Annotated in this window: 24 protein-coding genes; 9 read left to right on the top strand and 15 right to left on the bottom strand. The window is 72.6% G+C overall.

Annotation, left to right across the window (positions count from 1 at the left end):
• Window positions 1-25: 25 nt before the first annotated feature.
• Window positions 26-724, top strand: coding sequence for a sulfotransferase (locus ACVW2K_RS16075; protein WP_457203195.1), 699 nt, complete (start codon window positions 26-28; stop codon window positions 722-724).
• Here the strand turns inward: ACVW2K_RS16075 and ACVW2K_RS16070 are convergent.
• From ACVW2K_RS16070 to pepN, 4 genes are all read right to left on the bottom strand, one after another.
• Window positions 721-3,357, bottom strand: a complete 2,637-nt coding sequence (locus ACVW2K_RS16070) for an AAA family ATPase (RefSeq protein WP_457203194.1) — start codon at window positions 3,355-3,357, stop codon at window positions 721-723. The two genes, ACVW2K_RS16075 and ACVW2K_RS16070, sit on opposite strands and share 4 nt — an antisense overlap.
• Window positions 3,354-4,514: an exonuclease SbcCD subunit D gene (locus ACVW2K_RS16065; RefSeq protein ID WP_457203193.1), complete on the bottom strand. Its 1,161-nt coding sequence runs from the start codon at window positions 4,512-4,514 to the stop codon at window positions 3,354-3,356. Before ACVW2K_RS16065 ends, ACVW2K_RS16070 begins: the two co-directional genes overlap by 4 nt.
• 183 nt (window positions 4,515-4,697) lie before the next feature.
• Window positions 4,698-5,525: a formate dehydrogenase accessory sulfurtransferase FdhD gene (locus ACVW2K_RS16060; protein ID WP_457203192.1), complete on the bottom strand. Its 828-nt coding sequence runs from the start codon at window positions 5,523-5,525 to the stop codon at window positions 4,698-4,700.
• A 10-nt stretch (window positions 5,526-5,535) separates the two neighbouring features.
• Entirely contained in the window at window positions 5,536-7,983 is a 2,448-nt protein-coding gene (pepN, locus tag ACVW2K_RS16055; RefSeq protein ID WP_457203191.1) for an aminopeptidase N, read from the bottom strand.
• Window positions 7,984-8,098: 115 nt separating this feature from the next.
• Here pepN and ACVW2K_RS16050 point away from each other — a divergent pair, with 115 nt between their 5' ends.
• The 3 genes from ACVW2K_RS16050 to ACVW2K_RS16040 are packed head-to-tail and all read left to right on the top strand — an operon-like array spanning window position 8,099 to window position 11,665.
• The gene (locus tag ACVW2K_RS16050) at window positions 8,099-9,091 is read left to right on the top strand and encodes a hypothetical protein (protein ID WP_457203190.1); all 993 of its coding nucleotides are present in this window, start codon (window positions 8,099-8,101) and stop codon (window positions 9,089-9,091) included.
• Complete coding sequence (locus tag ACVW2K_RS16045; protein WP_457203189.1) at window positions 8,983-9,876, top strand: hypothetical protein; 894 nt, start codon at window positions 8,983-8,985, stop codon at window positions 9,874-9,876. Before ACVW2K_RS16050 ends, ACVW2K_RS16045 begins: the two co-directional genes overlap by 109 nt.
• 22 nt (window positions 9,877-9,898) lie before the next feature.
• Window positions 9,899-11,665 (top strand): aminotransferase class V-fold PLP-dependent enzyme, encoded by a 1,767-nt coding sequence (locus tag ACVW2K_RS16040; protein WP_457203188.1) that lies wholly within the window; start codon window positions 9,899-9,901, stop codon window positions 11,663-11,665.
• Here the strand turns inward: ACVW2K_RS16040 and ACVW2K_RS16035 are convergent.
• Entirely contained in the window at window positions 11,617-12,141 is a 525-nt protein-coding gene (locus ACVW2K_RS16035) for a hypothetical protein (protein ID WP_457203187.1), read from the bottom strand. The two genes, ACVW2K_RS16040 and ACVW2K_RS16035, sit on opposite strands and share 49 nt — an antisense overlap.
• 71 nt (window positions 12,142-12,212) lie before the next feature.
• On the opposite strand from ACVW2K_RS16035, the gene ACVW2K_RS16030 reads away from it, so the two are divergent.
• Complete coding sequence (locus ACVW2K_RS16030; protein ID WP_457203186.1) at window positions 12,213-13,475, top strand: YncE family protein; 1,263 nt, start codon at window positions 12,213-12,215, stop codon at window positions 13,473-13,475.
• A 183-nt stretch (window positions 13,476-13,658) separates the two neighbouring features.
• Here ACVW2K_RS16030 and ACVW2K_RS16025 read toward each other — a convergent pair whose 3' ends face one another.
• Window positions 13,659-13,943, bottom strand: coding sequence for a Fe-S cluster assembly protein HesB (locus tag ACVW2K_RS16025; protein ID WP_028638233.1), 285 nt, complete (start codon window positions 13,941-13,943; stop codon window positions 13,659-13,661).
• A 111-nt stretch (window positions 13,944-14,054) separates the two neighbouring features.
• Between ACVW2K_RS16025 and ACVW2K_RS16020 the strand changes: the two genes are divergently transcribed.
• Together ACVW2K_RS16020 and ACVW2K_RS16015 are read left to right on the top strand one after the other, a co-directional pair.
• A complete protein-coding gene (locus tag ACVW2K_RS16020; protein WP_457203185.1) occupies window positions 14,055-14,504 on the top strand; it encodes an OsmC family protein in 450 nt (149 codons plus the stop codon).
• A gap of 1 nt (window position 14,505) precedes the next feature.
• The gene (locus tag ACVW2K_RS16015) at window positions 14,506-15,417 is read left to right on the top strand and encodes an oxidoreductase (protein ID WP_028638235.1); all 912 of its coding nucleotides are present in this window, start codon (window positions 14,506-14,508) and stop codon (window positions 15,415-15,417) included.
• On the opposite strand, the gene ACVW2K_RS16010 is transcribed toward ACVW2K_RS16015, so the two are convergent.
• Genes ACVW2K_RS16010 through ACVW2K_RS15990 form a run of 5 tightly spaced genes read right to left on the bottom strand, consistent with a single transcriptional unit; the run spans window position 15,389 to window position 18,571 of the window.
• A complete protein-coding gene (locus ACVW2K_RS16010; RefSeq protein WP_457203184.1) occupies window positions 15,389-16,051 on the bottom strand; it encodes a peptidylprolyl isomerase in 663 nt (220 codons plus the stop codon). The genes ACVW2K_RS16015 and ACVW2K_RS16010 overlap by 29 nt on opposite strands.
• 22 nt (window positions 16,052-16,073) lie before the next feature.
• Complete coding sequence (locus ACVW2K_RS16005; RefSeq protein ID WP_457204081.1) at window positions 16,074-17,111, bottom strand: alanine racemase; 1,038 nt, start codon at window positions 17,109-17,111, stop codon at window positions 16,074-16,076.
• Between the two features lie 13 nt (window positions 17,112-17,124).
• Window positions 17,125-17,961, bottom strand: a complete 837-nt coding sequence (locus ACVW2K_RS16000; protein ID WP_028638238.1) for an aldo/keto reductase — start codon at window positions 17,959-17,961, stop codon at window positions 17,125-17,127.
• A 14-nt stretch (window positions 17,962-17,975) separates the two neighbouring features.
• On the bottom strand, window positions 17,976-18,362 hold the full coding sequence (locus ACVW2K_RS15995) for a hypothetical protein (RefSeq protein ID WP_036570808.1): 387 nt from the start codon (window positions 18,360-18,362) through the stop codon (window positions 17,976-17,978).
• Window positions 18,359-18,571 (bottom strand): hypothetical protein, encoded by a 213-nt coding sequence (locus ACVW2K_RS15990; protein ID WP_457203183.1) that lies wholly within the window; start codon window positions 18,569-18,571, stop codon window positions 18,359-18,361. The genes ACVW2K_RS15995 and ACVW2K_RS15990 overlap by 4 nt, the downstream gene beginning before the upstream one ends.
• Window positions 18,572-18,614: 43 nt before the next feature.
• Between ACVW2K_RS15990 and ACVW2K_RS15985 the strand changes: the two genes are divergently transcribed.
• Together ACVW2K_RS15985 and ACVW2K_RS15980 are read left to right on the top strand one after the other, a co-directional pair.
• Complete coding sequence (locus ACVW2K_RS15985) at window positions 18,615-19,334, top strand: M50 family metallopeptidase (RefSeq protein WP_028638240.1); 720 nt, start codon at window positions 18,615-18,617, stop codon at window positions 19,332-19,334.
• 9 nt (window positions 19,335-19,343) lie between these two features.
• Window positions 19,344-20,222, top strand: coding sequence for an LLM class F420-dependent oxidoreductase (locus ACVW2K_RS15980; protein ID WP_028638241.1), 879 nt, complete (start codon window positions 19,344-19,346; stop codon window positions 20,220-20,222).
• A 24-nt stretch (window positions 20,223-20,246) separates the two neighbouring features.
• Here the strand turns inward: ACVW2K_RS15980 and ACVW2K_RS15975 are convergent, their stop codons facing one another.
• The 4 genes from ACVW2K_RS15975 to ACVW2K_RS15960 form a co-directional block, all read right to left on the bottom strand.
• The gene (locus ACVW2K_RS15975) at window positions 20,247-20,744 is read right to left on the bottom strand and encodes a VOC family protein (protein WP_457203182.1); all 498 of its coding nucleotides are present in this window, start codon (window positions 20,742-20,744) and stop codon (window positions 20,247-20,249) included.
• 22 nt (window positions 20,745-20,766) lie between these two features.
• Window positions 20,767-21,495 carry a signal peptidase I gene (gene lepB, locus ACVW2K_RS15970; RefSeq protein ID WP_051549372.1) on the bottom strand — a complete coding sequence of 243 codons (729 nt, stop codon included), beginning with the start codon at window positions 21,493-21,495 and terminating at the stop codon, window positions 20,767-20,769.
• A 116-nt stretch (window positions 21,496-21,611) separates the two neighbouring features.
• Window positions 21,612-22,169 carry a copper resistance CopC family protein gene (locus ACVW2K_RS15965; protein ID WP_457203181.1) on the bottom strand — a complete coding sequence of 186 codons (558 nt, stop codon included), beginning with the start codon at window positions 22,167-22,169 and terminating at the stop codon, window positions 21,612-21,614.
• Complete coding sequence (locus ACVW2K_RS15960) at window positions 22,162-25,209, bottom strand: hypothetical protein (RefSeq protein ID WP_457203180.1); 3,048 nt, start codon at window positions 25,207-25,209, stop codon at window positions 22,162-22,164. Before ACVW2K_RS15960 ends, ACVW2K_RS15965 begins: the two co-directional genes overlap by 8 nt.
• Between the last annotated feature and the right edge of the window lie 50 nt (window positions 25,210-25,259).

Raw genomic sequence — 25,259 nt, 5'->3', positions numbered from 1 at the left:
CGGCTCTGTCCTAGGGTCTGTCGACATGGGTGCACCTTCCTGGCTGGGCATCGGCGCTCAGCGCAGCGGCACGGCGTGGTTCACGGGACTCCTCACCCAGCACCCGCAGGTCGATCTCGGGACCAACGGCAAGAAGGAGCAGCAGCTGCTGCACAAGGTCGCCGACGGTCGGACGCCGGCGGCGGACTACCTCGACCTGTTCCCGGACGACGGGGTCCGCCGGGGCGACTTCTCGCCGCAGTACCTGCGGCACCCGTCGGCCGGCGTCGTCGTTCCGCGGCTGGTGCCGGACGCTCCGATCCTGGTGCTGCTGCGGGACCCGGTGGAGCGGTACCGGTCGGCCATGCGGCTCGGCGTCACCCGTGGCCGGTCGCAGCCCTACCCGATCCCGGTGAACCTGCAGACCTGGGCCGGCTTCTACGCCGACCAGCTCGACGTGTGGGCGTCGTTCGTCGGCAAGGACCGGCTCACGGTGCTGGTCTACGAGCAGGTGCGCGACGACCCGCAGCCGGCCGTCGATCTGGTGTGGGGCCAGCTCGGCCTGACGCCGGTGCCGCTGGCCGCGGTCCACGCGCCGTCGCGGTCCAGCTCGTCCGAGGAGGCCGACTGGGAGTGGCCGGAGGGCATGCAGGACGCGCTGCGCGTCCTCTACCGCCCGCAGGCCCGGCGCCTCTCCGACGACTGGGGACTCGACGTGAGCACCTGGGAGACGTTGCGCTTCTAGCGGCTGATCCCGACCGTCGAGCCGCGACGGTCCTTGCGGACGACGAGCTGGACCGGGATCCGGTCGCGCATCTCGGCGACGTGGCTGACCACTCCGACCACGCGGCCACCGTCGCGCAGCGAGTCGAGGGTGTCCATCACGTCGTCGAGGGTGTCGGCGTCCAGGGACCCGAACCCCTCGTCGACGAAGAGGGTGTCCAGGTCGGCGCCCCCCGCCTCGTGGGCGACGACGTCGGCCAGCCCGAGCGCCAGGGCGAGCGAGACCACGAAGGTCTCCCCGCCGGACAGCGTCGCGGGGTCGCGGGACTCGCCGGACCAGTCGTCGCGCACGAGCAGGCTGAGGCCGCCGCGGGTCTCCCCGGCTCCGCGTCGGCCGGTGTGCTCGAGGGAGTAGCGCCGGTCGCTCATGCCGGCGAGCCGGGTGTTGGCGGCGGCCACGACCTGCCCGAGCCGGTAGCCGAGGACGTACGCCGAGAGGCGCATCTGCAGCCGGTTGTCGGGCGACTTGCCCTCCACGAAGCCGGACAGGCTCGTGGCGAGGTCGAGCTCGTCTCGGAGCGGTGCCCAGACGGCCAGGGCCGCCTCGAGCTCGCCCACGAGCGAGCCGAGCCGCTGGGCGAGCGCGGCCCAGCGCGCCTCCCGGGCGCGCGCCTCGCCGAGTGCGTCGAGCGCGGTGGCGTGCTCGTGCGTGAGGGCGTCGAGGTCGGGGAGGGCGGCCGTCGCGACCTCCTCCGAGCCGGGCTCCGCGAGCACGGCGGTGACGGCGGCGAGCCGGCGGTCGTGCTCCGCGACGCGGTGGGCGAGGTGGTCGTACGCCTGTTGGTCGAGGGCGGCCGCGAGGGCACTGTCGACGACGTCGAAGCCGGCCTCGTCGACCGCTGCCGCGAGCCCCGCCTCGGCCTCCGCGAGTGCTGTCGCAGCGGTCGCGAGCCGGTCGAGGGAGGCCAGCGCGGAGCGCGCCGCCCGCTCGGCCCGTTGCGAGGTGGCGAGCCGGTCCTCGTCGTACTCGGCGAGCTCGTCGGCGAGCGCTGTCGACTCCGCCGCCAGAGCCGCGAGCGACGCGGCAACCGCGCCGGACTCGGCCGCGATCCCGGCTGGGACGGCGTCGGCTCGATCGGTCGCCGCGGCGAGCGCCGCGCGGACCTCGCCGACCTTGGTCTCGAGGGCGAACTCCGCGACGACCGCATCGTCGGCGGCTCGCTGGGCGTCCTTCTCGGCGGACTCGTCGGGGGCACCGTGCGGCGCGGCGGCCTTGTGCGGGTGGTCGCAGGAGCCGCACACCGGGCAGGAGCCCCCGACCACCAGGCCGGCGGCGATCTCGGCGGCCATGCCGTTGACGCGCTGCTCGCGCAGCCCGATCGCGCGCTCGCGGAGGTCGAGGGTCAGCTGCCTGGCCAGGACGTGCGTCTCCTCGGCCTCGGCCAGTTGCGTGGTCAGGGCGGTCACGAGCTCGCGGGCCTCCGCGCGGGCCCGCTCGGCGGCTCTGCGCAGCTCGGCCGAGCGCCGCTCGAGCCGGGCCGTGTCGGAACGGACGGCTGCCAGTCGCCGGGCCCGGGGCTCGAGCGCCCGGATCCGGGCGCCCTCGCCGACCGCCTCGGCGAGGTCCCGCTCGATCGCGTCGCGGTCGGTGCCGGTCACCGAGGCGACGGCAGACTCGTGGGTGCGACGGGCGGCGACCGCCATCCGGTGCAGGGGCACCACACCGGCAGCGCGACGGGCAGCGGCGAGGCGGTCGCGGGCAGCGTCGTGCTGGCCGGACTCCTCCAGCAGCCGCTGGTGCTCGGCCCGTGCGCGGTCGAGGCGTGCACGACGCTCGGTCAGGACCCGGGCATCCTCGAGCCGGGACCGGGTCGCGGCCTCGGTGTCGGCCGCCTCCGCCGCGCCCGCCGCGGTCGCGGTCGCGCGCTCCGCGGCTCGTGCCAGCAGGGCTCGGGCCCAGGAGGCGTGCTCCTCCTCGGGTGCGTCGACACCGGTGGCCTCGCTGACCCGGCTGACGAGGTCGTCGACGGTCGCGGCCGCGGTCTCGGAGCGCTTGCGCAGGGCGACGCGGTGGTCGCGCAGCCACCTCTCGACGGACTCGAACCGGCCCGTGCGGAACAGCTGCTGGAGCAGGTGGTGACGCTCCTCGGAACGGGCCCGCAGGAACGCCTGGAACCGGCCCTGCGGCAGCATCGCGACCTGGGTGAACTGGGCGACGTTCATGCCGACCAGCCGGGTGACCAGGTGCCCGGTCTCGTCGAGGCGCGTGCTGAGCATCGTCCAGGTGCCGTCGATGCGCTCCGCGATGCTCACCGATGCCTGCTCGGTCGTGACGCCGTCGCCGCGCTTCTTGGGTCGGGTCCACGCCGGTGAGCGGACGACCCGGAACCGCCGGCCGGACAACGTGACCTCGAGCGTCACGCTGGGTCGTACGCCGGGCGCCGCCTGGTCCGAGCGCAGCCGCTTGGCGCTGTTGCGGTCTCCCGGGACATCGCCGTACAGCGCGAAGCAGACCGCGTCGAGGACGCTGGTCTTGCCGGCCCCGGTCGGCCCCGACAGGAGGAACAGCCCCGCGTCGGAGAGGTGGTCGAAGTCGACCCGGACCGTGTCCGCGAACGGCCCGAAGGCGGTGATCTCGAGCTCGTGGAGCCTCATCCCGCCCCCGAGACCAGCACGTCGAAGTCGGGGTCCTCGCAGCAGGCGTCGACGGCGGCCAGCAGGAGCGCCGCCTCGGCCTCGGTGGCGGGCGCACCGCGGACGGCGTCGACGAAGTCGAGGGCGACGGCGTGGTCGGAGCGGCCCTGCGGGACCGCGGTCGGGACGTGGTCCCGCTCGCCCCCCGCCGGCTCGAACCCGAGGACCAGGGTGTGCGGGAAGCGGGAGCGCAGTCGCTCCATCGCCTGCAGGGGGCGGACGTCGTCGACCAGGGTCGCCTGCACCCAGGCGTCCTCGTGACCGGTCAGCGCCGGGTCGGCGAGCAGGCCGTCGAGCGTGCCGCGGATCCTGGCGAGGCGGCGGGGGACCGGGGCCTCGACGAACTCGGCGCCTGCGAACCCGCCGGCGTCGAGCTCCACGAGCCAGGAGCCCTTGACCTGGCCGGCCTCGGAGAAGGAGTAGGCGAGCGGTGAGCCGGAGTAGCGCACCGTCTCGGTGAGCGTGTGCCGGCCGTGCAGGTGGCCGAGCGCGGCGTAGTCGACTCCCTCGAACACGGTCGTGGGCACGAGCGAGACGCCGCCGACGCTGATGTCACGCTCGGAGTCGGAGGGCTGGGCACCCGCCACGAACGCGTGGGCCAGGACGACGCTCCGTGCGCCGCGGCCGCCGCGGTCGACGTTCACGCGCGCCATCGCGGCGGCGAGCGCGGCCTCGTGGGAGCGGGCGGTGAGTCCCCAGGGCTCGCGGACCGCGTCGGGATCGAGGTAGGGGATGCCGTAGACGGCCACCGGACCGTGCTGGTCCTCGAGCAGCACGGGCGTGCCGACGGCGCGGGCGTCGGTGCGGATGAAGACGCCCGCGGCGTCGATCAGCCGGGAGCTGAACCCGAGCCGCTGCGCGGAGTCGTGGTTGCCGCTGGTGAGGACGACCGCGGCGCGGCTGGCGGCGAGCCGGGCCAGCGCCTCGTCGGCGAGGCGGACCGCGTCGACGTGGGGGAGCGCGCGGTCGTAGACGTCGCCCGAGACCACGACGAGATCCACCCGCTCGTGCGCGACCACCTCGAGGAGGTGGTCGACGTACGCCGCCTGGTGCCCGAGCATGCCCTCGCGGTGGAAGGAGCGCCCGAGGTGCCAGTCGGAGGTGTGGAGGATGCGCACACCGCAACGCTAGGAGCGGGCGCCGACAGTCCCGGTCTGCCGCGCCGCGTGGCCGGAGATCAGTGGTGGTGCGTGCTCGTGCGGACGGCGTCGAACGTCGCGCGGATTGGTCACCAACCGCACGTGGGAGCGCTCCCTTCCTGCGGTTGGTGACCAAACCGCAGAACTTCGCGCGCTCGTGAATCAGGTGTAGCGCACGCACCGCTCGGCGGAGGTGAACCCGTAGAGCACCAGGCCGGCCTCGGCGGCGAGCCGGACCGAGAGCGACGTGGGGGCGCCGACGGCGACGAGGGAGCCGATGCCGGCGGCGACCGCCTTCTGCACCAGCTCGAAGCCGGCGCGGCCGCTGACGACCAGGCACGCCTCGGCGGGCGAGGAGCCGGCGAGCACCCGGGCGCCGGTGACCTTGTCGACCGCGTTGTGCCGACCGACGTCCTCCCGCACGACGAGGGCGTCGCCCGAGGCGGTGAACAGGCCGGCGGCGTGCACGCCGCCGGTCCGGGAGAACACGGCCTGCCCGGGCCGCAGCGCACCGGGCAGCGACCTGACGATGTCGGGCGTCGGCAGCGGCCCGGTCCACGCCGGGCCGCGGGGAGCGGTGAGCGCCGACCCGACGCTGTCCTTGCCGCACACCCCGCACGCCGACGACCCCGATCCGGCGTGCCGGTGCCCGGGGTCGCGCAGGGGAGCGGACGAGAGCGTCACCGTGACGACGTTCAGCTCCTGGTCGGGCGTGAGTGACTCGTCGGTGCAGTACGCCACCGCCTGGACGGCCGCCGGCGCCGCCACGCCCTCGTGCACCAGCCACCCGGCCGCGAGCTCGAAGTCGTGCCCGGGAGTCCGCATCGTCACCCACACCCGGCGCGGCGGTACGCCGGGCCAGGCCAGCCGGATCTCGAGCGGTTCCTCGGTCGCCAGCCGGTCCTCGCGCCGGTGCTCACCGTCGGACGCGTGCTCGTGCACCCGGGTCCGGACCGTCGGACCCGGGCGTCGCGCGCGGTCGAGGCTCACGGCCGTCCTCTCACGGGTGCGGGTACCTCGTCATCACCGCGAGCGTGCGCGTGAGCCGGTCGGCCTGGTCCGCCAGCCGGCGGCGCACCGAGAGGTCGAGGCTCTCCTCCCGGGACATCGCCAGCGTCCGGTCGCGGGTCTCCTCGGTCACCGAGGTGCGCGGGAAGAAGAAGTCGGTCGCGTCCGCCAGGACCCACCCCGACCGGACGCCGACCGTCGCGGGCAGGTCGACGAAGTAGCGGTCGACGTACGCCGCGGTCAGCTGCTCCTGGCCGCCCCGCCACATCCCCGCGCCGGCCGCCTCCAGCTCGTAGTTGGGCACGTCGACCTTGCCGGTGAACCGGTCCCAGGCCCACGCCTTGGCCTCCGCGTCCGGCAGCGAGGCCAGGGCGCGGGTGTGCTCGACGCGCGACCGGCCGGTCGGCTGGTCGTCCAGCGCGGCCTGGAGCTCCTCGCGGTCCGTCGCCCCCAGCGTCGCCAGCCGCACCAGCAGCCGCCAGCGCAGGTCCAGGTCGAGGTCGACCCCGGCCGGCGTGGCGGCGAGCCACGCCCGCAGCTCCTCGGGTGACTCCGACGACGAGATCGCCGCGCGGAACGCCGCGAGCTGCCGCTCGGACCCGGGCTCGAGGGAGGCCAGCTTCGCCAGCGCCGCGCCGTGGACGCGGGCGAGCGCGTCCGGCCCCGCCACCGGCACCACCTTGTTGAACACCCACGTCAGGGTGCGACGGCTGGAGTCCTCGGTGTCCTCGACCGGCAGGCTGGCCTCGACGATGTCGAGCACGTCGGCCGGGTCGACCTCGGCGTCGTGCAGCGCGCCGCGCAGGTTGTTCCAGACACCCGCGCGGAGCAGGTCGTCGGTGACGCCGGGGAGCAGCGTCTTCAGCGCGGTGACGGTCTCGGCGTCCGGCTTCGCGACGTCCCACGACTCGTCGTACGGGTCCAGCAGCACCGCCGCGCCGGGCGGGACCGGGAACGCCGTCTCGGGGCTGTCCAGGGCGACCGGCCGGTCCTCCCACACGCCGTCGACCGCCACCGCCGCGCGGAACGTGTGCGCGCGGTCGGCCGGCCTGCCCTGCGGCGGGGTACGGCGGACCAGTCCGGCCTCGCGGTCGAAGGTGAGCGTGTCGGCGCCGGCGGTCCGCAGCCAGTTCGTCGTGAACGACGACAGGTCACCCGCGCCGGCGGACTCCCACGAGGACAACAGGTCGTGCATCGTCGCGTTGCCGAACCGGTGCCGGGTCAGGTGGTCCACGACGCCGCCCAGGAAGACCTCGTCGCCGAGCGCGGCGTTGAGCTGCTTCAGGATGCTCGACCCCTTGGCGTACGAGATCCCGTCGAAGTCCTGCAGCGCCGCGCTGGCGTCGAACGCGCCGTTGCCGGCGACCGGGTGGGTGCTCGGGCCCTGGTCGGCGGTCAGGCCCCATAGCCGGCGGTCGTAGGCGTGGTCGGTCCACGCGTCGGCGTACTCGGTCACGTCCGCGGTCACGCGCACGCCCATGTACTCGGCGAACGACTCGTTCAGCCACAGGTCGTCCCACCACTTCGGGGTGACGATGTTGCCGAACCACTGGTGCGCCATCTCGTGGGCGACCGTCGTGGCGCGGGAGATCCGCATCCCGCGGGTGACCCGGCTGGAGAAGACGAGCGGGTCGCGGAACGTCACGCAGCCCGGGTTCTCCATCGCGCCGGCGTTGAACTCGGGCACGAAGGCCTGGTGGTAGTCGCCGAACGGGTACCGGATCCCGAACAGCCGGTGGAACTCGTCGAAGCACTGCTTGGTCATCGTGAACAGCTCGTCGGCATCGGCGTCCAGGTCCTCGGCGAGGCTGGCGCGCGCGGAGAGGCCGAGCGGGATGCCGTCGTGCTCGTCGCGGAGGACGTGGTACGGCCCGGCGACCAGGGTGACGAAGTAGGTCGAGAGCGGGTGGGTCTGCTCGAACTCCCACACCCCGGGCTCGGGGTTGCTGCCGGGCGCGTTGCCGATCACGACCCAGTCCGCCGGCGCCGTGACGTGGAAGGTGTACGGCGCCTTCAGGTCCGGCTGGTCGAAGCACGCGAAGACGGTCGGCGCGGCGTCCATGAACGACATGCCGTAGACGTACTGCCTGCCGTCGGCCGGGTCGGTGCTGCGGTGCAGGCCCTCGCCGTCGTTGCGGAACGGCATCACGGCGTCGACGACCAGCTCGTTCGCGCCCGCGGTGGTCTCCAGGGGGAGCCGCCCGCGCTCCAGCAGATCGGGGTCCAGGCGCTGCCCGTTGAGGCGGATCTCGTTCACCCGGACCGGCTTGAGATCGACGAACGTCGGTCCACCCGCGCTCTGGAAGCGCAGGGTGGTCACGGACCCGAACGTGCTCTCGTCGCCGGCGAGATCGAGCACGACGTCGTACCCGTCCACGGTCAGGAGCTCGAAACGGGCGATCGCCTCGGTGTGCTGGAGGCTCTGGTAGGGGCTGCTCACGCGGCCACCCTAAGCCTTGGAGTGTCGCGGATTTCACACCCGTCGGTGGACCCACCTACGATCCGCGGTCGGGGGTACGAACGGCGTGTCTCCGTCCGATCTCGGGAGCGACAGCATGTCACGCAGCACCCGGCGCGCCCGCGCCCTCGCGTCCCTCGCGGCCGTCGCCGGCCTCGGTCTGGCCGGCGCAGCCGTCACCACGTCTCCCGCCCAGTCGGCCGCCCCGGCGGGCGACTGCGCGGTCGCCTTCCCCGTCGACCAGCTCGCGGCGGGCGACGCCGTCACCGGCCTGACCGTCAGCCACGGCACGACGCCGGAGGGCTTCACCGGGGAGGTGCTCGGGGTCCTCGACGACGGCATCGGCCCGGACGTCGACATGGTCATGGTCCGCCTGACGTCGCCCGAGATCGACCGGGTCGGCATCTGGCAGGGCATGTCCGGCTCTCCGGTGTATGCCGCCGACGGCCGCCTCATCGGGGCCGTGAGCTACGGCCTGGCGATGGGCAGCTCGCCGGTCGCCGGCGTGACGCCGTACGACCACATGGACGACCACATGGCTGACCCCATGCAGGACGGCATCGCGGTCGACCGCACCGCCGCCCGCCAGATCGCCCGCGGCAGCGACGTGTCCGCGGCCCGCGCGGAGCAGGGCTTCGCCCAGCTGCCGATGCCGCTCGGCGTGGCCGGGGTCGGCGCCGGGCGCCTCACGGCCGCCGCGGCCAGGGCCGGCGACCGCAGCTGGCTGCCGCGCTCGGCGTACGCCGTGGGGCGCGCTGGTGCCGCGGACGCGACGGCCGGCGACATCGTCGCGGGGGGCAACCTCGCCGCCTCGTTGGCCTACGGCGACGTCACCATGGCCGGTGTCGGCACCGCCACCTCGGTGTGCGGCGACCGGGTCGTCGGCTTCGGGCACCCGCTCGACTATTCGGGCAGCACCACGCTGGCGATGCACCCCGCCGACGCGATCTACGTCCAGGAGGACTGGTCGCCGGCTTCAAGGTGGCCAACCTCGGTGCCCCGGTCGGCACGATCACCGACGACCGGCTCGCCGGCATCACCGGCACGATCGGCGCCCTGCCGGCGACCACCGACATCACCTCGTCGCTGACGTACGCCGACCGGTCGCGGACCGGCGTCTCGTACGTCACGCTCGACACCCCGGACGCGCTCGCCTCGACGGCGTTCTACGAGCTGCTCGCCAACCACCAGGCGGTCGTCGACGGCCCGATCAAGGGCTCGGAGGACCTCGCCTGGACGATCACCGGCACCGACGGCGACGGCACGCCGTTCGAGCTGCACTCCTCGGACCTCTACTCGTCGAGCAGCGACCTGACGTACCGCCTCGGCTTCGGCCTCGGTGACCTGGTCTACGGCATCGCCCGGATGGGCGGCGTCTCCATCGACTCGGTCACGACCGACAGCACGCTGCGTGACGACGTCACGTCGTTCAAGATCTCGCGGGTGCAGGCCCGCCAGGGTGGCGAGTGGGTCACCGTGTCGCGTCACTCGGGGCTGGTCGTCCGGGGCGGCGGCAGGCTCGCGGTCCGGGTGACCCTCACCGGTGGCGGCACGACGACGGTCCTGCCCGGCAGCCTCGACGTCCCGGCGCGGTTCTCCGGCCGGCTCGGGTTCTTCGGTGTCGCGGGCGGGTCGCGCGTCGACCTCGGCCGGCCTCCCCGCGACCTCGGCCAGATGCAGGCCTGGCTGGACCGGCAGGTCCGTCACGACGAGGTCGTCGTGCTGCTGGCCAGCGGCCCGCGGGTCCACTCCGGTCACGCCAGCGTCACCGCCGCGGCTCGCCGCGCCGGGACGCCGCGGTACGTCCAGACGGTGCTCGGCCCGGTCGGCGGCGTGGTCCGCGGCCAGGCGGTCTCGGAGGCCTTCATCCGCTGAGCGGAGGTCTACGCTGAGGCCCGTGGAGGTGGGGACGCATGAGCTCCTCGCACTGATCCGGGACTCGGTGATCGGCGAGGACCACGTGATGGAGACGCCGTACGGCCGCCGCCGGGTGACGTACGCCGACTACACCGCGTCCGGTCGCGCGCTGGCGTTCGTCGAGGACTTCATCCGCGACCAGGTGCTGCCCGGCTACGCCAACACCCACACCGAGTCCAGTGGCACCGGCCTGCAGACGACCCGCCTGCGCGAGGACGCCCGCGAGATCATCCGCGCCGCGGTGGGCGGCGACGAGGACACCGTGGTGCTGTTCGCCGGCTCGGGGTGCACCGGGGCGATCGCCAAGCTGATCGGCGTACTGGGCCTGCGGATCCCGTCGGTGCTCGACGACACCCACGCGCTCAGCGAGCACGTCCCGCCGGCCCAGCGGCCGGTGGTGTTCATCGGGCCGTACGAGCACCACTCGAACGAGATCTCCTGGCGCGAGACGATCGCCGACGTCGTCACGATCCGTCAGGACGCCGACGGCGGCGCCGACCTCGTCGACCTGCGTGAACAGCTCGAGAAGTACGCCGAGCGGCCGCTGAAGATCGGCTCGTTCTCGGCCGCCTCCAACGTGACCGGCATCCTCTCCGACACGGCCGGGATCGCCGAGCTGCTGCACGAGCACGGGGCGTTGAGCTTCTGGGACTTCGCCGCTGCGGCGCCGTACATCGACATCACGATGCGCCCGTTCGGGGACCGGCCGCTGTCGTACAAGGACGCGCTCTTCCTCTCGCCGCACAAGTTCATCGGCGGGCCGTCGACGCCGGGGGTGCTGGTGGCGCGCCGGGAGCTGTTCGCGAACCGGGTGCCGGACGTGCCCGGCGGCGGCACGGTGGCGTACGTCAACGACGACGACCACCGCTACCTCGCCGACCCGACCCACCGCGAGGAGGGCGGCACGCCCGCGATCATCGAGTCCATCCGCGCCGGCCTGGTGTTCCAGCTCAAGGATGCGGTCGGGACCACGACGATCCGGGAGCAGGAGGAGCGGCACCTCCGGCGGGCCGTCGAGGCGTGGCGGTCCGAGCCGGCCGTCGAGCTGCTCGGCAACCTGGACGCGCCGCGGCTCTCGATCGTGTCGTTCGTCCTGCGCTCACCGTCGGGTCGGTACCTGCACCACAACTACGTCGTCGCGCTGCTCAACGACCTCTTCGGCGTCCAGTCGCGGGGCGGCTGTTCCTGCGCGGGACCGTACGGCCACCGGCTGCTCGGCATCGACCTGGAGCGCTCGCACGAGTTCGAGCGTGAGATCACCGGCGGTTGCGAGGGCATCAAGCCCGGCTGGGTACGCGTGAACTTCAACTACTTCGTCTCCGACGCGGTCGTCGACTACCTGGTCGAGACGGTCCGGCTGGTCGCCCGCGACGGCTGGCGACTGCTCGGCGACTACCGGTTCGACCCGGCCACGGGAATGTGGCGGCACCGGGACGGCGTGGTCACGCCGCCGCTGAGCCTGCACGACGTCTCGTACGCCGGTGGCCGCCTGTCGATGCCGTCCGACGAGGCGACCGGGGGAGAGGAGCTGCTCGCCGAGCACCTCCGCGACGGCGCCGCGATCCTGGCCGCGGCCGCCGGGCCCGACCTGGACTCGCACCCGGCCAACGTGAGCGAGGACTTCGAGCACCTCCGGTGGTTCGACCTCCCTGCCGTGAGCCTGCGGGTCGAGCGCGGTCCCGACGAGCGGGCGCAGGGTCAGCCGCGCGGCACCCAGGGCGACTGGCCGGTCTCGTCGGGCAGGTAGTCGGTGTCCCCGTCCCGCTCGGTGAGGACGGCGAAGCGCACCGCGGTGTAGTCGCCGCCGGTCAGGCAGCTGGCCGGCATGATCAGCCGGACCGTCGGCTCGTCGGCGCTCCAGCGCACCCGGAACCCACGGCAGGGCACCCGCTCCGGCTCCTCACCGGTGTCGTGGTCGCCGAAGGAGCCCGCGAGCACACGGTTGCGGGTGTGCCCGACCGGGTCGTACTCGCTGACCAGCCGGACGCCGCGCGCGTGCCGCGGGTCGACGCTCACGATCAGGTCGCCCCGCACCGAGCGCACGAACTCGACGTCGACGACGATCCGCTCGCCGAGGTTGCGCAGCGTCGCGCCGGTGAGGTCGAGGCCGTGACCGGAGCGGTCTCCGGCGGGGTCGCTCATGCTGAGGTGGGCGGCGGACGCGGGACCTCCGGTCAGCACCACGGCGGCGAGCGCGATCACACCCGAGATGAGTCGCTTCATGCGGGCAGCGTCGCACACGTCACGCGGGCCGGCGGCGTAACGCGCTCTCGACGCGGGGTCGTTCTCCCGGCATGAGGCTCCGCGTCGCGATCACCGCCCTGGCCACCGTCGCCGCCACCGTGGCCCTGGCTCCGCCGGCGTCGGCCGAGGAGACCCGGGGCTCCCTCGAGCGTCGCGCCGACGACGTACGCCGGGTGGTGTTCGTCGGCAACAACTGGGCCGGCACCGCCGACGTGCTCGATCCCGAGACGTTCGAGCGGCTCGGCCGGATCGACGTGGTGCCCGACAAGGACGAGCGGATGCAGGAGATCACGACGAACGCCTACCGGTTCGCCTACTTCCTCGCGATCCGCGCGCTGATCGGCGAGGGCCACGACCAGTTCGTCGACGACATGTACTCCTCGAACGACGGTCGGCTGCTCGTCGTCTCGCGGCCGTCCTTCGCCGACGTCGTGGCCATCGACCTGGCCACCCAGCAGATCGTGTGGCGCTTCCCGGTCGCGGGCGTGCGCTCGGACCACATGGCGCTGTCGCCCGACGGGCGGCGCGTGGTCGTCAGCGCGTCGACGGGCGACGTCGTGCACGTGCTGCGGGTCAAGGACGGCACCGAGGTCGGCCGGTTCCCCTCCGGTGGGTCACCGCACGAGAGCGTGTTCATCGACGGTGGCCGCAAGATCCTGCACGCCAGCATCGGCATGGTCTACAGCCCGCTGGACCAGCCGGAGGCGGACTCGACGAAGCAGGAGCGGGTCTTCGAGGTCGCCGACGCCCGCACCCTGGACGTGGTCCGCCGCTACGACCTCCGCAAGGCGCTCGACGACCGGGGCCTGGACCGGATGTCGACCGCCGTACGGCCGATGACGCTGTCTCCCGACGAGAAGACCGTGTACTTCCAGCTGTCGTTCTTCCACGGCTTCGTCGGGATGGACCTGCGCACCGGCAGGATCGTCAAGGTCGTGCGGCTGCCGAACCTGGTCCCCGACATGCCGCGCGAGCAGTACGTCCTCGACTCCGCGCACCACGGCATCGCCATGAACCCGGCCGGCACGAAGATCTGCGTCGCCGGCACCATGGACGACTACGCGACGGTCGTGTCCACGTCGGACTGGCAGCACGGCAAGCTGCTGAAGAAGGCCGACGGCAAGCCCTACTGGGTCACCCAGAGCTACGACGGCCGCTACTGCTACATCTCCTGGAGCGGCACCGACGAGATCGCCAAGATCTCCTACCGGACCGGCCGGATCGTGCAGACCGCCCCCGTCGGTGACCACCCGCAGCGGGTCCGCAACGGGTTCGTCCGCACCGACCTGGTCGCGGGGCTCCCGGCCGCCTGAGCACGGGGATTGGTCACCAACCGCAGATTGGGCACGCTCCCACGTGCGGTTGGTGACCAATCCGCGCACCATCCGGCGTCCGGAAACTCGCCACACAACGCCCCAGGACGCCCCGGAACGCACCGAGCCGACGCGGTCGAGAGGGACCGCGCCGGCTCGGCGGAGTGGGTTGCGGCAGCGAGGTCAGCCCTGGACGGCGAGCGCGAACTCGACCTTCCCGGACGGGTCCACGGCGGCGTCGAGGACCTTGTCCTCGAGGAGCTCCGCGGCCGAGGCGTCGAGGTAGACGGTGGCACCGTTCTGCTCGACGACCTGGTCGCCCGGCTCGCCCGCCTGCGCGGCGGAGACGGCGAACGCGGTCTCGGCGCTGTCCTCGGTGGTGATCCTCAGGCCTGCGGTCTCGGCGAGGCCGGGCTGCGAGGTGATCTCGTTGACGATGGCACTGGCGTTCTCGGTGAGGGTGAGCATGCTCGCCTTCCGGGTAGCGGTTGCGTACCCGTTCCACCGTCCCCGATCGATCCCGTCGACACAACCCGCAGGCGGATCCCGGGCGTGTCGCCGGTCTGGCACCCTGTGGCCATGAGCCCCGACCTGCCGCAGCCGCCCGTCGCCGAGAACGCCCACCGCAGCATCGACCTCACGAAGATCGGCGAGGGTCGCTACAAGGCGACCAACGCGCGTGGGGGAGTGCTCCCGATCGGCTCGGGCGGCGACCCGGACTTCACCCCGGTGGAGCTGCTCCTGGCCGCGATCGCCGGGTGCAGCGCGATCGACGTCGACCTGATCACCGGCAAGCGCGCGGGCGCGATCTCGCTCGACGTCGTCGCCGAGGGCGACAAGGTCCGCGACGATGGCGGCAACCACCTGACCGACCTCCAGGTGACCTTCCGGGTCCGGTTCCCCGACGGCGAGGAGGGCGACCGCGCCCGCGAGGCGCTGCCGCGCGCCGTCGCGCAGTCCCGCGACCGGCTGTGCACCGTCGGCCGCACCGTCCAGCTCGGGGCCCCGATCGAGTACCACGAGCGCTGAGGTGGCCCGGCGCAAGCGTCCCGGCCGCTGGGACGCCGTACCCCGCCAGGACGGCCGCCGCTTCGTCGTCACCGGCGCGAGCGGCGGGCTCGGGCTCGAGACGGCGAGGGCGCTCGCGGCGTCCGGGGCGGACGTCGTGCTCGCGGTCCGCAACCTCGACAAGGGTCGGGCGGTCGCGGCCGGCATCAAGGGCACGGTGGAGGTCCGGCGGCTGGACGTCGCCGACCAGGCCAGTGTCCGGGAGTTCGCCGAGGGCGTCGGCCCGGTCGACGTCCTGATCAACAACGCGGGCGTGCTCGCGGTGCCGCGGGCGCTGACGGCCGACGGGTTCGAGACCCACCTGGCGACGAACCACCTGGGCCACTTCGCGCTCGCGAACCTGCTGCTCCCGCGGCTCACCGACCGCGTCGTCGTGGTGTCCTCCGACTCCCACCACAGCGCGGACCTCGACCTGGACGACCTGAGCTGGGAGCGACGTCCGTACAAGCCGTTCGCGGCGTACGGCGCCTCCAAGCTGGCCAACCTGCTGTTCATGGCCGAGCTCCAGCGCCGGCTGACCGCGGCCGGCTCGACGCTCCGCGCGACGGGTGCGCACCCCGGATCGACGGCGACGTCGATCACCGCGAACACCGGCAACCGGTTCAAGACCTGGGTCGGCTCGTGGGGCCACCGGCTGGTGGGCATGCCGGGCTGGAAGGGGGCGCTGACTACGCTCTACGCCGCCACGATGGACGTCCCCGGCAACACCTTCATCGGGCCGGGCGGCTTCCTGGAGATGACGGGGTGGCCGACCAGCGTCGGCCGCAGCCAGGCCGCGTCGGACCCCGACCTCGCCAAGCGGCTGTGGACCCGGTCGGAGGAGCTGACCGGGGTGCGGTTCCCGCTTAGTCCGTCGTCACCGACTCGATCGTGACGGGGACCTTCGGAGCCCCGTCCGCGCCGCCGTTCGCGGTGCCCTTCTCGGCAACCCGCTTGACCACGTCGATGCCGGCCTTGTCCATCCGGCCGATCACGTCGTAGGCGGCGTCCAGCTGGGTGTCGGCGTACACGAGGAAGAACTGCGAGCCGTTGGTGTCGGGGCCGGCGTTCGCCATCGCCACCGTGCCCGCTGGGTACGTCTCGTCGCCCCCGAGCTCGTCGTCGAACTGGTAGCCCGGCCCGCCCATCCCGCTGCCGGTCGGGTCCCCGCACTGGAGCACGTAGATGCCCTGGGTCGTCAGCCGGTGGCAGGGCGTCTTGTCGAAGTAGCCCTGGTCGGCCAGCGACACGAACGAGTTGACCGCGCACGGCGTGGCCGCCGCGTCCATCGTGATCGGGATGTCGCCGGCGCTGGTCTTCAGGGTGACGTCCACGGTGCCCTCGGCCGGCGCGTCCGAGGACGGCGGGTCCACGTCCTTCGCGGCCGCCTGGCCGTTCTTGTCGTAGCTGCACGAGGTCGTCTTCACCGACGACCCGGAGTCGGTGGCGGTGTCCGGCCCGTCCGACCCGCAGCCCGCGAGGGCGAGCACGGTGAGGACGGCCAGGGGCAGGGCGACGCGTCGGAGCATGGGCCGATCGTAGGGGAGGGGGTCAGGAGTTCCGGCCACGGGCCACGACCGGCCAGGCCTCGCCGTCCGCCCACAGCACCTCGGCGAGGTTCACCGCGTTGCACACGTGGTTCGGTACGACGTCGACCCGGCTGCCCAGCGCCGGCAGGTTCGCTCCGGCGAGGTCGACCACGGCGTGGTGCTCGGAGAGCTGCACGACGCGGGCCTCCGGGTACGCCGGGAGGCGGCCCCAGCCGCTCGCGTACGCCGCCCGGTCCGCGCCGAGCGCCTTGCTGCCGGCGTCGAGCACCAGCCGGCCGCCGGCGTGGCTGACCACGGTCGCGACGCAGGCGAGCGCGATCTCGTCCGGCGTGGTGGTGCCGAGCTCCCACTGCTGGGCGTCGCCGAACGCGTACACGCCGGGCCGCAGCTCGGTGAGGACGTCGGTGTGGGCGTGCGCGAGGCTGGGTGTCGAGCCGCCGCTCACCACGTCCGGCTCCAGCCCGGCGGCGCGGAACGACGCCACGGCGGAGCGGAGCGCCCGCGCCTCGTCGTCCGCGGCACTCACCAGTGCGTCGGGTGCGTAGCTGTGGCCCGGGAACGTGAACAGCCCCCGCACCGGAAGCCCCGCCTCGACCGCGGCGGTGCCGACGGACCCCGCACCGGCCGGGAGGATCCCGCTGCGGTGCTGCCCGCAGTCGACCTCGACCAGGACCGCGACACCGGAGTCGCCGAGCAGCGCGCCGGCGCGGGCCGCGGCCTCCGCCGAGTCGACGCCGATGGCCAGGTCGGCGCGGCCCGCCAGGTCACGCAGCCGGCGCGCCGCCTCCGCGGTCAGCCACAACGGGTAGGCGATGAACACGTCCTCGACGCCGTGGTCCACGAACGCCTCGGCCTCCCCGATCGTCGCCACGGTGAGCCCCACCGCGCCCGCGGCCAGCTGGAGCCGGGCGATCTCGGCGCACTTGTGCGTCTTCGCGTGCGGCCGCAGCGACACGCCGGAAGCGGTGGCCAGCTCCGCGACGCGGGTGATGTTCGACCGCAGCCGGGCGGTGTCGACGCGCAGGTAGGGCGTCGGCACGCTCAACGCGGCCTCACATCTCCTCGTGGGTGTCGGGATCCCCGCCGAACAGGCGCCCGTCGGCCCGGCCCAGGCCGCTGATCGCGGCGACCTCCTCCGCGGTGAGCTCGAACCCGAAGACGTCGAGGTTCTGCCGCTGCCGCTCGGGGGTTGCCGACTTCGGGATCGGGATGGCGCCGAGCTGCACCTGCCAGCGCAGGATCACCTGGCCGGGAGTCACGCCGTACCTCTCCGCCGCGCCGGCGACCGGCCCCTCGGTGAACGGCGCCTGCCGCTTGCCCAGCGGGCTCCAGGACTCGGTGCGGATCCCGTAGCCCTCGTTGACGTCGCGCATCACGGCCTGTGGGAAGTACGGGTGCAGCTCGACCTGGTTGACCGCCGGGGTCACCCCGGAGTCGTCGATGATGCGCTCGAGATGCTCGGGGGAGAAGTTGGAGACGCCGATCGACCGGACCAGCCCCTCCTTCTGCAGGTCGACGAGGGCGCTCCACGCCTCGGCGTATCGGCCGAGGCGCGGGTTCGGCCAGTGGATCAGGTGCAGGTCGAGGTACTCGAGCCCGAGCCGCTCGAGCGACTCGTGGGTGCTGCGGACCGCGTCGTCGTACCCGTGGTGGCGACCGGGGATCTTCGAGGTCACCCGGAGCTCGTCGCGCGGCAGGCCGCTCTGCCGGATCGCCTCGCCGACCTCCGACTCGTTGCCGTAGTTCACCGCGGTGTCGACCAGCCGGTAGCCGACCTCGATCGCGGAGCGGATCGCCGCGACGCCCTCGTCGCCCCTGAGCGGGTAGGTGCCGAAGCCGATGGCCGGCAGCGTGTTGCCGTCGTTGAGCTCGTACGTCGGGGTCGCCATGTCGCCCAACGTACTCACTCGCGCTCGCCCCCGCCGTCGTCGTCCTGCGTGTGCCGCTCGGACTTCAACCGGGCCTCGTAGGTGTGCCGCTCGCCACCGGTGAGCTGCTCGCGGGCCTCGGTCACGAGGCGCTGGAAGACCGAGTAGTAGGTGTCGTCGTAGCCCTCGACCACCTGGAACGTCCACATCCCCGGCAGCACGTTGCGGCCGAGCAGCTCGCGGTCGATCCGGTCGGCGAGCTCGGGATGCCCGGCGTCGCGCAGCATCCGGACGGCGTCGCCGAGCGCGAAGTCGGCCCGCCCGGACATGCGGTGGAACCGGTACAGGCTGCCGCGGGCGTCCTCGACCACCTCGAACGCCTCCGACAGCTTCCCGACCGCCTCGACGGTCGCGTCGCTCATGCGGACAGGACCTGCTGGGCCGACACGGCGCCGTGCTCCTCCTGGATCGCGTCGGCGAGCTTGCGCACGTCCTCGTCCGGCACGTCGACGCCGGCCTCGCCGAACCCGTCGCGCAGCTCGGACTCGACCGTGTCCTCGGTCGCTCCGTCCTGCCACGACGTCACGCGGTCCACGACCGCCTGGATGGCTTCCATCTTGTCGTCGCTCATGCCGCCGTCGTACCCATGAGCCCGGTCGGGCACGCTTTCCCCCGTGCCCCACCACTCAGCGCTGGACCGGATCTGGCAGGACGTCACGGGCACCCAGCCGCTGCCGGCGCACGGGAGCGTGGTGGCGACGGCCGTCGTCGCGCTGGCGCTGGTGCTCGTCCCGCGGCTCTGGCAGGTCGCCCGGCACGTCGTGACGATCGCCCACGAGGGCGCGCACGGCGTCGCCGCACTGCTCAGCGGTCGCCGGCTGGCCGGCATCCGGTTGCACTCGGACACCTCCGGGCTCACGGTGTCGAAGGGGCGGCGAACCGGCCCGGGCATGGTGGTCACGGCGTTCGCGGGGTACGTCGGCCCGGCGGTGCTCGGCCTGGGTGCCGCGCTCCTGCTCCGCGAGCGACACGCACTCGCCGTGCTCTGGCTGGCGGTGCTGCTGCTCGGCCTGCTGCTGCTCCAGATCCGGAACTTCTACGGCCTGTACGTCGTGCTCGTCGCCGGCCTCGCCGTCGCCGCCGTGTCGTGGTGGGGGAGCGCTGCCGCGCAGTCGCTGGCGGCGTACACCGGCGCCTGGTTCCTGCTGGTGGCCGCGCCTCGTCCGGTGCTCGAGCTCCAGCGCAGCCGGCGGGGCGGCCTGGCACGCGACTCCGACGCGGACCTGCTCGCCCGGCTCACGCGGCTGCCCGGGCTCTTGTGGGTGGCCGTGTTCCTCGTGGTGACCGTCGGCTGCCTCGTCGTCGGCGGCCGCTGGTTGTGGGCCGGGGCGTAGGTTCAGCCCGTGCGCATCGGCATCCACTACGCGAACTTCACCCATCCCGACTGGGAGCACCAGCTCCTGGACCGGCTGACCGGCACCGCCCGGGCCGCCGACCAGGGCGGCGCCGCACTCTTCACGGTCATGGATCACTACTTCCAGATGGAGGGGCTCGGCGGCCCGCCGGAGCCGATGCTCGAGGGCTACACGGCCCTCGGCTACGTCGCCGGGCAGACCGAGAGCGTCCGGCTCAGCCTGCTGGTCACCGGCGCGACGTACCGCCACCCCGGCCTGCTCGCGAAGATCGTCACCACCCTGGACGTGCTGTCCCGGGGCCGCGCGATGCTCGGCCTCGGCGCGGCCTGGTACGACCGCGAGCACCTCGGCCTCGGCGTGCCGTTCCCGCCCACCGCGGAGCGCTTCGAGCGGCTCGAGGAGACGCTGCAGATCGTTGAGCAGATGTGGAGCGACGACAACGGGCCGTACGACGGCCGGCACTTCCAGCTCGCCGAGACGTACTGCGTCCCGCCGCCCGTGCAGCAGCCGCGCCCGCCGATCCTGGTCGGCGGTGGGGGAGAGCGGAAGACCCTCCGCCTGGTCGCGCAGTACGCCGACGCGTGCAACCTCTTCCCCGAGGGACCGGACGGGGTGCGCCACAAGCTGGACGTGCTCCGCCGGCACTGTGACGACGTCGGCCGCGACTACGACGAGATCGAGAAGACCATGATCAACCCGAGCGGCGGGCCCGATCCGATCGCGGAGACCGACGCCTACCTCGAGGACATGGCGCAGTACGCCGAGCTGGGCATCAGCCTCGTCACGCTGATGCCGCCCACCGACGACCCGGTCGGCTGGACCACCCGGATCTGCGCGGACGTGCTGCCGCGGCTCGCCGAGGTCTGACGCGGGCCGGCTGATGCCGAGGAGCTAGAGGACCTCGGTGCCGTACATCGCGCCCAGCGGGTCGGCGATCAGCTCGAGCCGGGTGCCGTCGGGGTCGCGGAAGTAGATCGAGGTCCCGCTCTCGAGCACGTACTCGACACCTGCCTCGTCGAGGTTGGCCCGCAGCCGCTCCCAGCGCTCCGGCTCGACCGAGATCGCCAGGTGGTGGAGGCCGCCGAGCACCTCGGCGTACGCGCCGACGTCCAGGCCGGGGAAGTCGAAGAACGCGATCAGGTTGCCGTTCCCGATGTCGAAGAAGAAGTGGTTCGAGCCCGCGTAGTCACGGTTCTCGAAGATCTCGGTGAGCGGGAACTCCAGGACGCCCTGGTAGAAGCGCACCGTTCGCTCGACATCGGTGCAGACGATCGCGACGTGGTGCAGGCCCCGAGCGGACGAGGCGGGCCGGTCGGACGCCGGGGCGAGGTAGGTGTCCCGGATGCGGTCGCGCTCGGCGCTGATCCGTTCCAGGTCGAGATCGGCCATGGCGACGACGGTACTACCGGATTCAACTTTTCGGGCCGGGGACGTCCGCGAACGTCGCCGGCCGGTGCAGGCGGTCCCAGTGGTCGTGCGGCCAGATCACCGCGAAGACCCGTCCGACCACGAGGTCCGTGTCGACGTAGGCGTCCGCCGGGTTGCAGGTGTCGTCGTCGGGGCGGCACAGGTGGAAGCTGCTGTCCGCCGACTCGTTGCGGTTGTCGCCCATCACGAACAGGTGACCGGCGGGGACCGGGCCCGCGGTCCACTCGCAGTCGCCGGGGCCCATCGGTCCACGGCAGGTCGTGGTCGTCGGGTCGTTGACGTAGTCGTCCTCGTCGAGCGGCTGCCCGTTGACCGTGATCCGGCCCTGGTCGTCGCAGCAGACGATGGTGTCGCCGGCGACGCCGATGACGCGCTTCACGAGGTGGCCGCCGGCCGGGTAGAGGCCGATGTGGCTCATCAGCTTCGCGACCTCGCTGCTCGGCGGGGCCGCCTCCTCGGGACCCAGCCAGTCGCCCGGGTCGGCGAACACCACGACGTCGCCGCGCTGCGGCGTACCGCCGAACCAGTACGACGGCTTCTCGACCAGGATCCGGTCGTTCTTCACGAGCCCGGGCACCATCGACGGCGACGGGATGTAGAACGCCTGCACGAAGAGGGTCTTGATCAGCAGCGCGAGGGCCACCGCGATCACCAGGAGGAGGATCGTCTCCTGCCACCAGGGGCGGTGCTTCTTCCTCGCGTCGGCCGTCACGGGGCGAGCCTAGACGTCGACGCATGGACCGCCGCGGAGGTGGATGGGTTCCGCCCCCTCGAGTTCGACGGGGGACTGGAATGCGCCATCCGCCGACACGTCGACGGCGGCGCTGCTCAACGTCGGGCGCTGACCGTCCGGCGCGACACCAGGTGCAGGACCGTCACCCCGACGAGGACGCCGACCCCGACGAGCAGGAGCAGCGCGGGCAGCTGGTTCCCGCCCTCGTCGGCGGACGTGGGCTCCGCCGCGACCGCGGCGAGGTCCGGCGGGTCGCCGGCGGGGTTGGTGGTGGCCGTCGCGTCGGGGTCGACCGTGTAGTCGATCCGGGCGATGATCGGGTGGAGGTCGACGGCCACGGCGTGGAACGCCGCGACGTAGCCGCCGACCGCGTCGGACTGGCGGAGCTGCTGGGTCACGTAGCGGCCCTCGACGACCGGGTCGCCGACCATCAGGGACTGCCCGCTGGGGTCGACGACCGCGACGTCGACCTGGGGCTCCACGTCGTTGCTGAACTCGATGGTGATCCGGTCCGGTGCGGCCACGAGCACCTGACCCGGTGCGGGCCAGGCGGCCACCGCCGTCGCGTGCGCGTCGACCGGCGCGGCGGGCGCGGCCACCAGCAGCAGTGTCGCCGCCGCCAGCACCGCGCCCGCCAGGCGCCGATCAGCCATCGCGGCGCCCGTAGGTCAGCCCGGCGGTCGACTGCGGGTCGACCTTCCAGTAGTAGATCTGGCCGGCCTGCACGAGCTTCGGGCTGACCGTGTTCGACCGGGTCTGCGGTACGCCGCGCGCCGCGAGGGCCGCGTTGCGTGCGGCGTACTCCGCGTGCAGGTAGTCGCCGCGCCGGAACAGGCTCACCGCGACCGCCTTGAACTGCCGGTAGCGGTCGTAGCGCCGGTGGAACTTCGCGTCCGGGGTCGTGCGGCCGTCCGCGCTCTCCGACGCCAGCAGCCGGTTCAGCGCCTCCTGGCCGGCGAGCAGGTACTCCGCCACGTGACCGCGCTGGAGCTGGTCCTGGTCCTCGACCTCGTACGGCCGGTAGTCCATCGCGTACGTCGTCGGCGCCGCGGACACGTCCATCACCCAGCCGAGCCCGGCCCAGTAGCAGGCCCACTTCCCGGCGTTCGGGTCGCCCTCGGGGCACCGCTCGACGCCGTAGGAGCCGTCGTGCGGGTGCGAGAGGCCGAGGTTGTGCGCGGCCTCGTGCTCGATCGTGTAGCTGAACCCGGTGCCGGTCTCCTGGGTCGGCGTGCAGGGCAGCAGCGAGACCTTGTCGCCGTCCTGGTCGGTCGACGGGTCGTAGACCGGGTAGTTCGCCGAGCAGGCCTTGAACCGGTCGTTGACGTTGTTGAAGACGCCCCAGGCGTTGCCGTCCGCGCCGGCGAGCGCGATGCCGCCCACGATCGCCGGCAGCGCCCACGTGTAGGCCTTCTCGAACACCATGTTCAGTGACGGCACCGTGCCCAGGCCCGGCTCGATGTCTGCCATGCCCTTGCGGTGGGCGTCGATGTAGTCGCGGATGATGTCGGTGTTGACAGAGTCGTCGTACGACGCCCCGAGGAGCCCGGACGCCTTGGCCTTCTCGATCTGGTTCTGGAACTCGGTCAGGTCGATGGTCGAGCCGTCGCTGTTGTGCTTGATGACGTGCTTCCCGCCGTACAGCGGCTCGGGCACCAGGTCGACGTCCGCGCCGCTCTGCCGGACGTGGTACTCCGGCGCCGGCAGGTCGGCGTACTTGGGCGAGGTGTCGAGCGTGCCGGTCTTCCTGCCGGTCTTCGGGTCGTAGAGCGGCACGACCTCGCCCTTGCGGCCGACCCAGCGCACGTACGGCATCGCCGAGGACAGCCAGCGCAGCGTGTCGTCGTGGGTCCTGGCCTTGACCGAGTCGATCTTGTAGAGCTTGCTCGGGTCAGTCCACCAGTTGCCGTAGTCGCCGGAGACCGGGGCGCCGCCGACCCACTGGGGCCGCGAGTAGAAGTCGGTGAAGTTCGTGGTCGCCAGCCAGTAGACGTCGCCCTGGGGGATCGGGCGGTACAGGTAACCGGCCGTCGACCGGAAGAACAGGCCGTACGCCACGTCGCGGCCCAGGCGCGGCATCATCGTGCACGGCGTCGGGTCGCCGAGGTACTCCGGGACGCTCGCCGGGCAGGGGTTCTGCTGCCACTCGGGGTCGTTCTCGTACTGCCAGATCGGCGGGTCGCCCATCGGGTAGTCGCTCGACATCGCGTCGACGCCCTTGCCCAGCCAGGCGGCGCTCTCGTAGTTGTTCGGCGCGGCGCCCAGGTCGAAGAAGTGCCAGCGGTAGCGGCCGCCCCAGGTGCGCGCGAAGTCCACACCGGCCCAGCCGTTCGTGTCCGGGTCGGTGATCCGCCACGAGCCGCCGTCGGCGACCGGCTTCTGGACGATCTGGCCTTTGATCACCTTGTCGGTGGTCCAGGTGTGGTAGGCGTCCTGGCGGAAGTAGTCGCCGGCGTACGACGGCGTGAACGTGTCGAGGAACAGATAGGTCGAGCCCTTGTTCACGCCCTCCGGCATCTTGTCGAGGTCGAGTCCGTGCTTGTCGTAGAACGGGTCGTGGTAGCCCGGGGTGTCCTGCAGGATGCGGGCGCTCGCACACTTCTTCGACTCGACGTCGATGAACGCGCACTTCCACCTGGCCTGGGTCCGGGACCGCCACATCCAGTCCTCGACGGCGTAGCCGTCGACCATGTCGACGGTGCTCGGGTCGGTGACCTGGTGCTCGACGCCGTCGACGACGCGGTACTTGCCGAAGGACTGGTCGTACTTGACCAGCTGCGCGGTCATCGTCGGGTCCTTGAACGTCTGTGCGTCAGCGGTGTGCTTCTTCGCCCGGGCGAACAGCGCCTTGCTGTAGGCCTTCGTGGCGGAGTAGACGTGCACGTCGTACGTGAAGCGGGTGCCGAGGAAGTACGGGTCCTGGCCGGGGGCGAACGCGCCGCGGTTCCAGTTCAGCAGGCCGGACGCGGTGCTGAGGACGCCGTCCGGGCTGGGGGCGCCGGCGACGTTGGCGACGGTCGGCTGGTACTGGCTCGGGATCCACTTCTTCAGCTCGGCGACCTGCTCCTTGGTCGGCGTTCGACCGACGAAGACCACCCGCAGCGGGTACTTCACGGTCAGGTCGTGCATGAGGGAGCTCTTGTCCTCGGGCAGCGTCATCGACTTCACGAGCTGCTGGCTGGTCATCGTGACCGAGCCGTCGTACGTCGTCCCGGGGACGGCGGCGAAGCTCACCGCGGTGACCGTGTAGTCACCGGGCGCGAGCTGACCGAGCGTGGCCTTCTCGCTGGTGCCCCCGCTGCTGGCCGACTGCGCGACGAGCGCGCCCTGGCTGTCGTAGACGTAGAGGTCGAGGTCGGCGCTGGCGTCGTCCCAGGCGATCGTTGCCTCGAGTGAGCCGCTGTGGGTCTTCCAGAAGTCCTTCGGGACGGTCAGGTGCAGCGTCTCGGAGTCACAGGTGACCCCCTCCGCGCAGACCGAGGGGTCGAGCACGCCGGTGGCGGCGAACGAGCCCGTCCAGGTGGCCTTCTGGGTCACGGGCTTCGTGGAGTCGCCCGGGGGAGCGCCGATGGTGGACTCGCTCGGGTCCGACGCGGCGGCGACCTGGGCGCCCTGGACCGGGATGAGGAGGAGCAGGGCGGTGCCGAGCGCGAAGCTCGCGCCGATGGCCACCCGACGCTGGAACCTGAACATGTGTTGACCCGCCTCGTTGACTGCGTTCGTTGCCGTGGCAACGAGAGCGT

The organism is Nocardioides sp. HB32, assembly GCF_054058995.1.
This window is presented reverse-complemented; position numbering and strand designations above follow the sequence as displayed.

Coding starts and splice junctions, on each gene's coding strand:
- ACVW2K_RS16030 (WP_457203186.1), top strand. CDS start 12,213: ATGAGGCTCCGCGTCGCGATCACCGCCCTGGCCACCGTCGCCGCCACC.
- ACVW2K_RS16010 (WP_457203184.1), bottom strand. CDS start 16,051: ATGCTCCGACGCGTCGCCCTGCCCCTGGCCGTCCTCACCGTGCTCGCC.
- ACVW2K_RS15990 (WP_457203183.1), bottom strand. CDS start 18,571: ATGAGCGACGACAAGATGGAAGCCATCCAGGCGGTCGTGGACCGCGTG.
- ACVW2K_RS15995 (WP_036570808.1), bottom strand. CDS start 18,362: ATGAGCGACGCGACCGTCGAGGCGGTCGGGAAGCTGTCGGAGGCGTTC.
- ACVW2K_RS16035 (WP_457203187.1), bottom strand. CDS start 12,141: ATGAAGCGACTCATCTCGGGTGTGATCGCGCTCGCCGCCGTGGTGCTG.
- ACVW2K_RS16050 (WP_457203190.1), top strand. CDS start 8,099: ATGTCACGCAGCACCCGGCGCGCCCGCGCCCTCGCGTCCCTCGCGGCC.
- ACVW2K_RS15975 (WP_457203182.1), bottom strand. CDS start 20,744: ATGGCCGATCTCGACCTGGAACGGATCAGCGCCGAGCGCGACCGCATC.
- ACVW2K_RS16075 (WP_457203195.1), top strand. CDS start 26: ATGGGTGCACCTTCCTGGCTGGGCATCGGCGCTCAGCGCAGCGGCACG.
- ACVW2K_RS16070 (WP_457203194.1), bottom strand. CDS start 3,357: ATGAGGCTCCACGAGCTCGAGATCACCGCCTTCGGGCCGTTCGCGGAC.
- ACVW2K_RS16000 (WP_028638238.1), bottom strand. CDS start 17,961: ATGGCGACCCCGACGTACGAGCTCAACGACGGCAACACGCTGCCGGCC.
- ACVW2K_RS15965 (WP_457203181.1), bottom strand. CDS start 22,169: ATGGCTGATCGGCGCCTGGCGGGCGCGGTGCTGGCGGCGGCGACACTG.
- ACVW2K_RS15960 (WP_457203180.1), bottom strand. CDS start 25,209: ATGTTCAGGTTCCAGCGTCGGGTGGCCATCGGCGCGAGCTTCGCGCTC.
- ACVW2K_RS16020 (WP_457203185.1), top strand. CDS start 14,055: ATGAGCCCCGACCTGCCGCAGCCGCCCGTCGCCGAGAACGCCCACCGC.
- ACVW2K_RS16025 (WP_028638233.1), bottom strand. CDS start 13,943: ATGCTCACCCTCACCGAGAACGCCAGTGCCATCGTCAACGAGATCACC.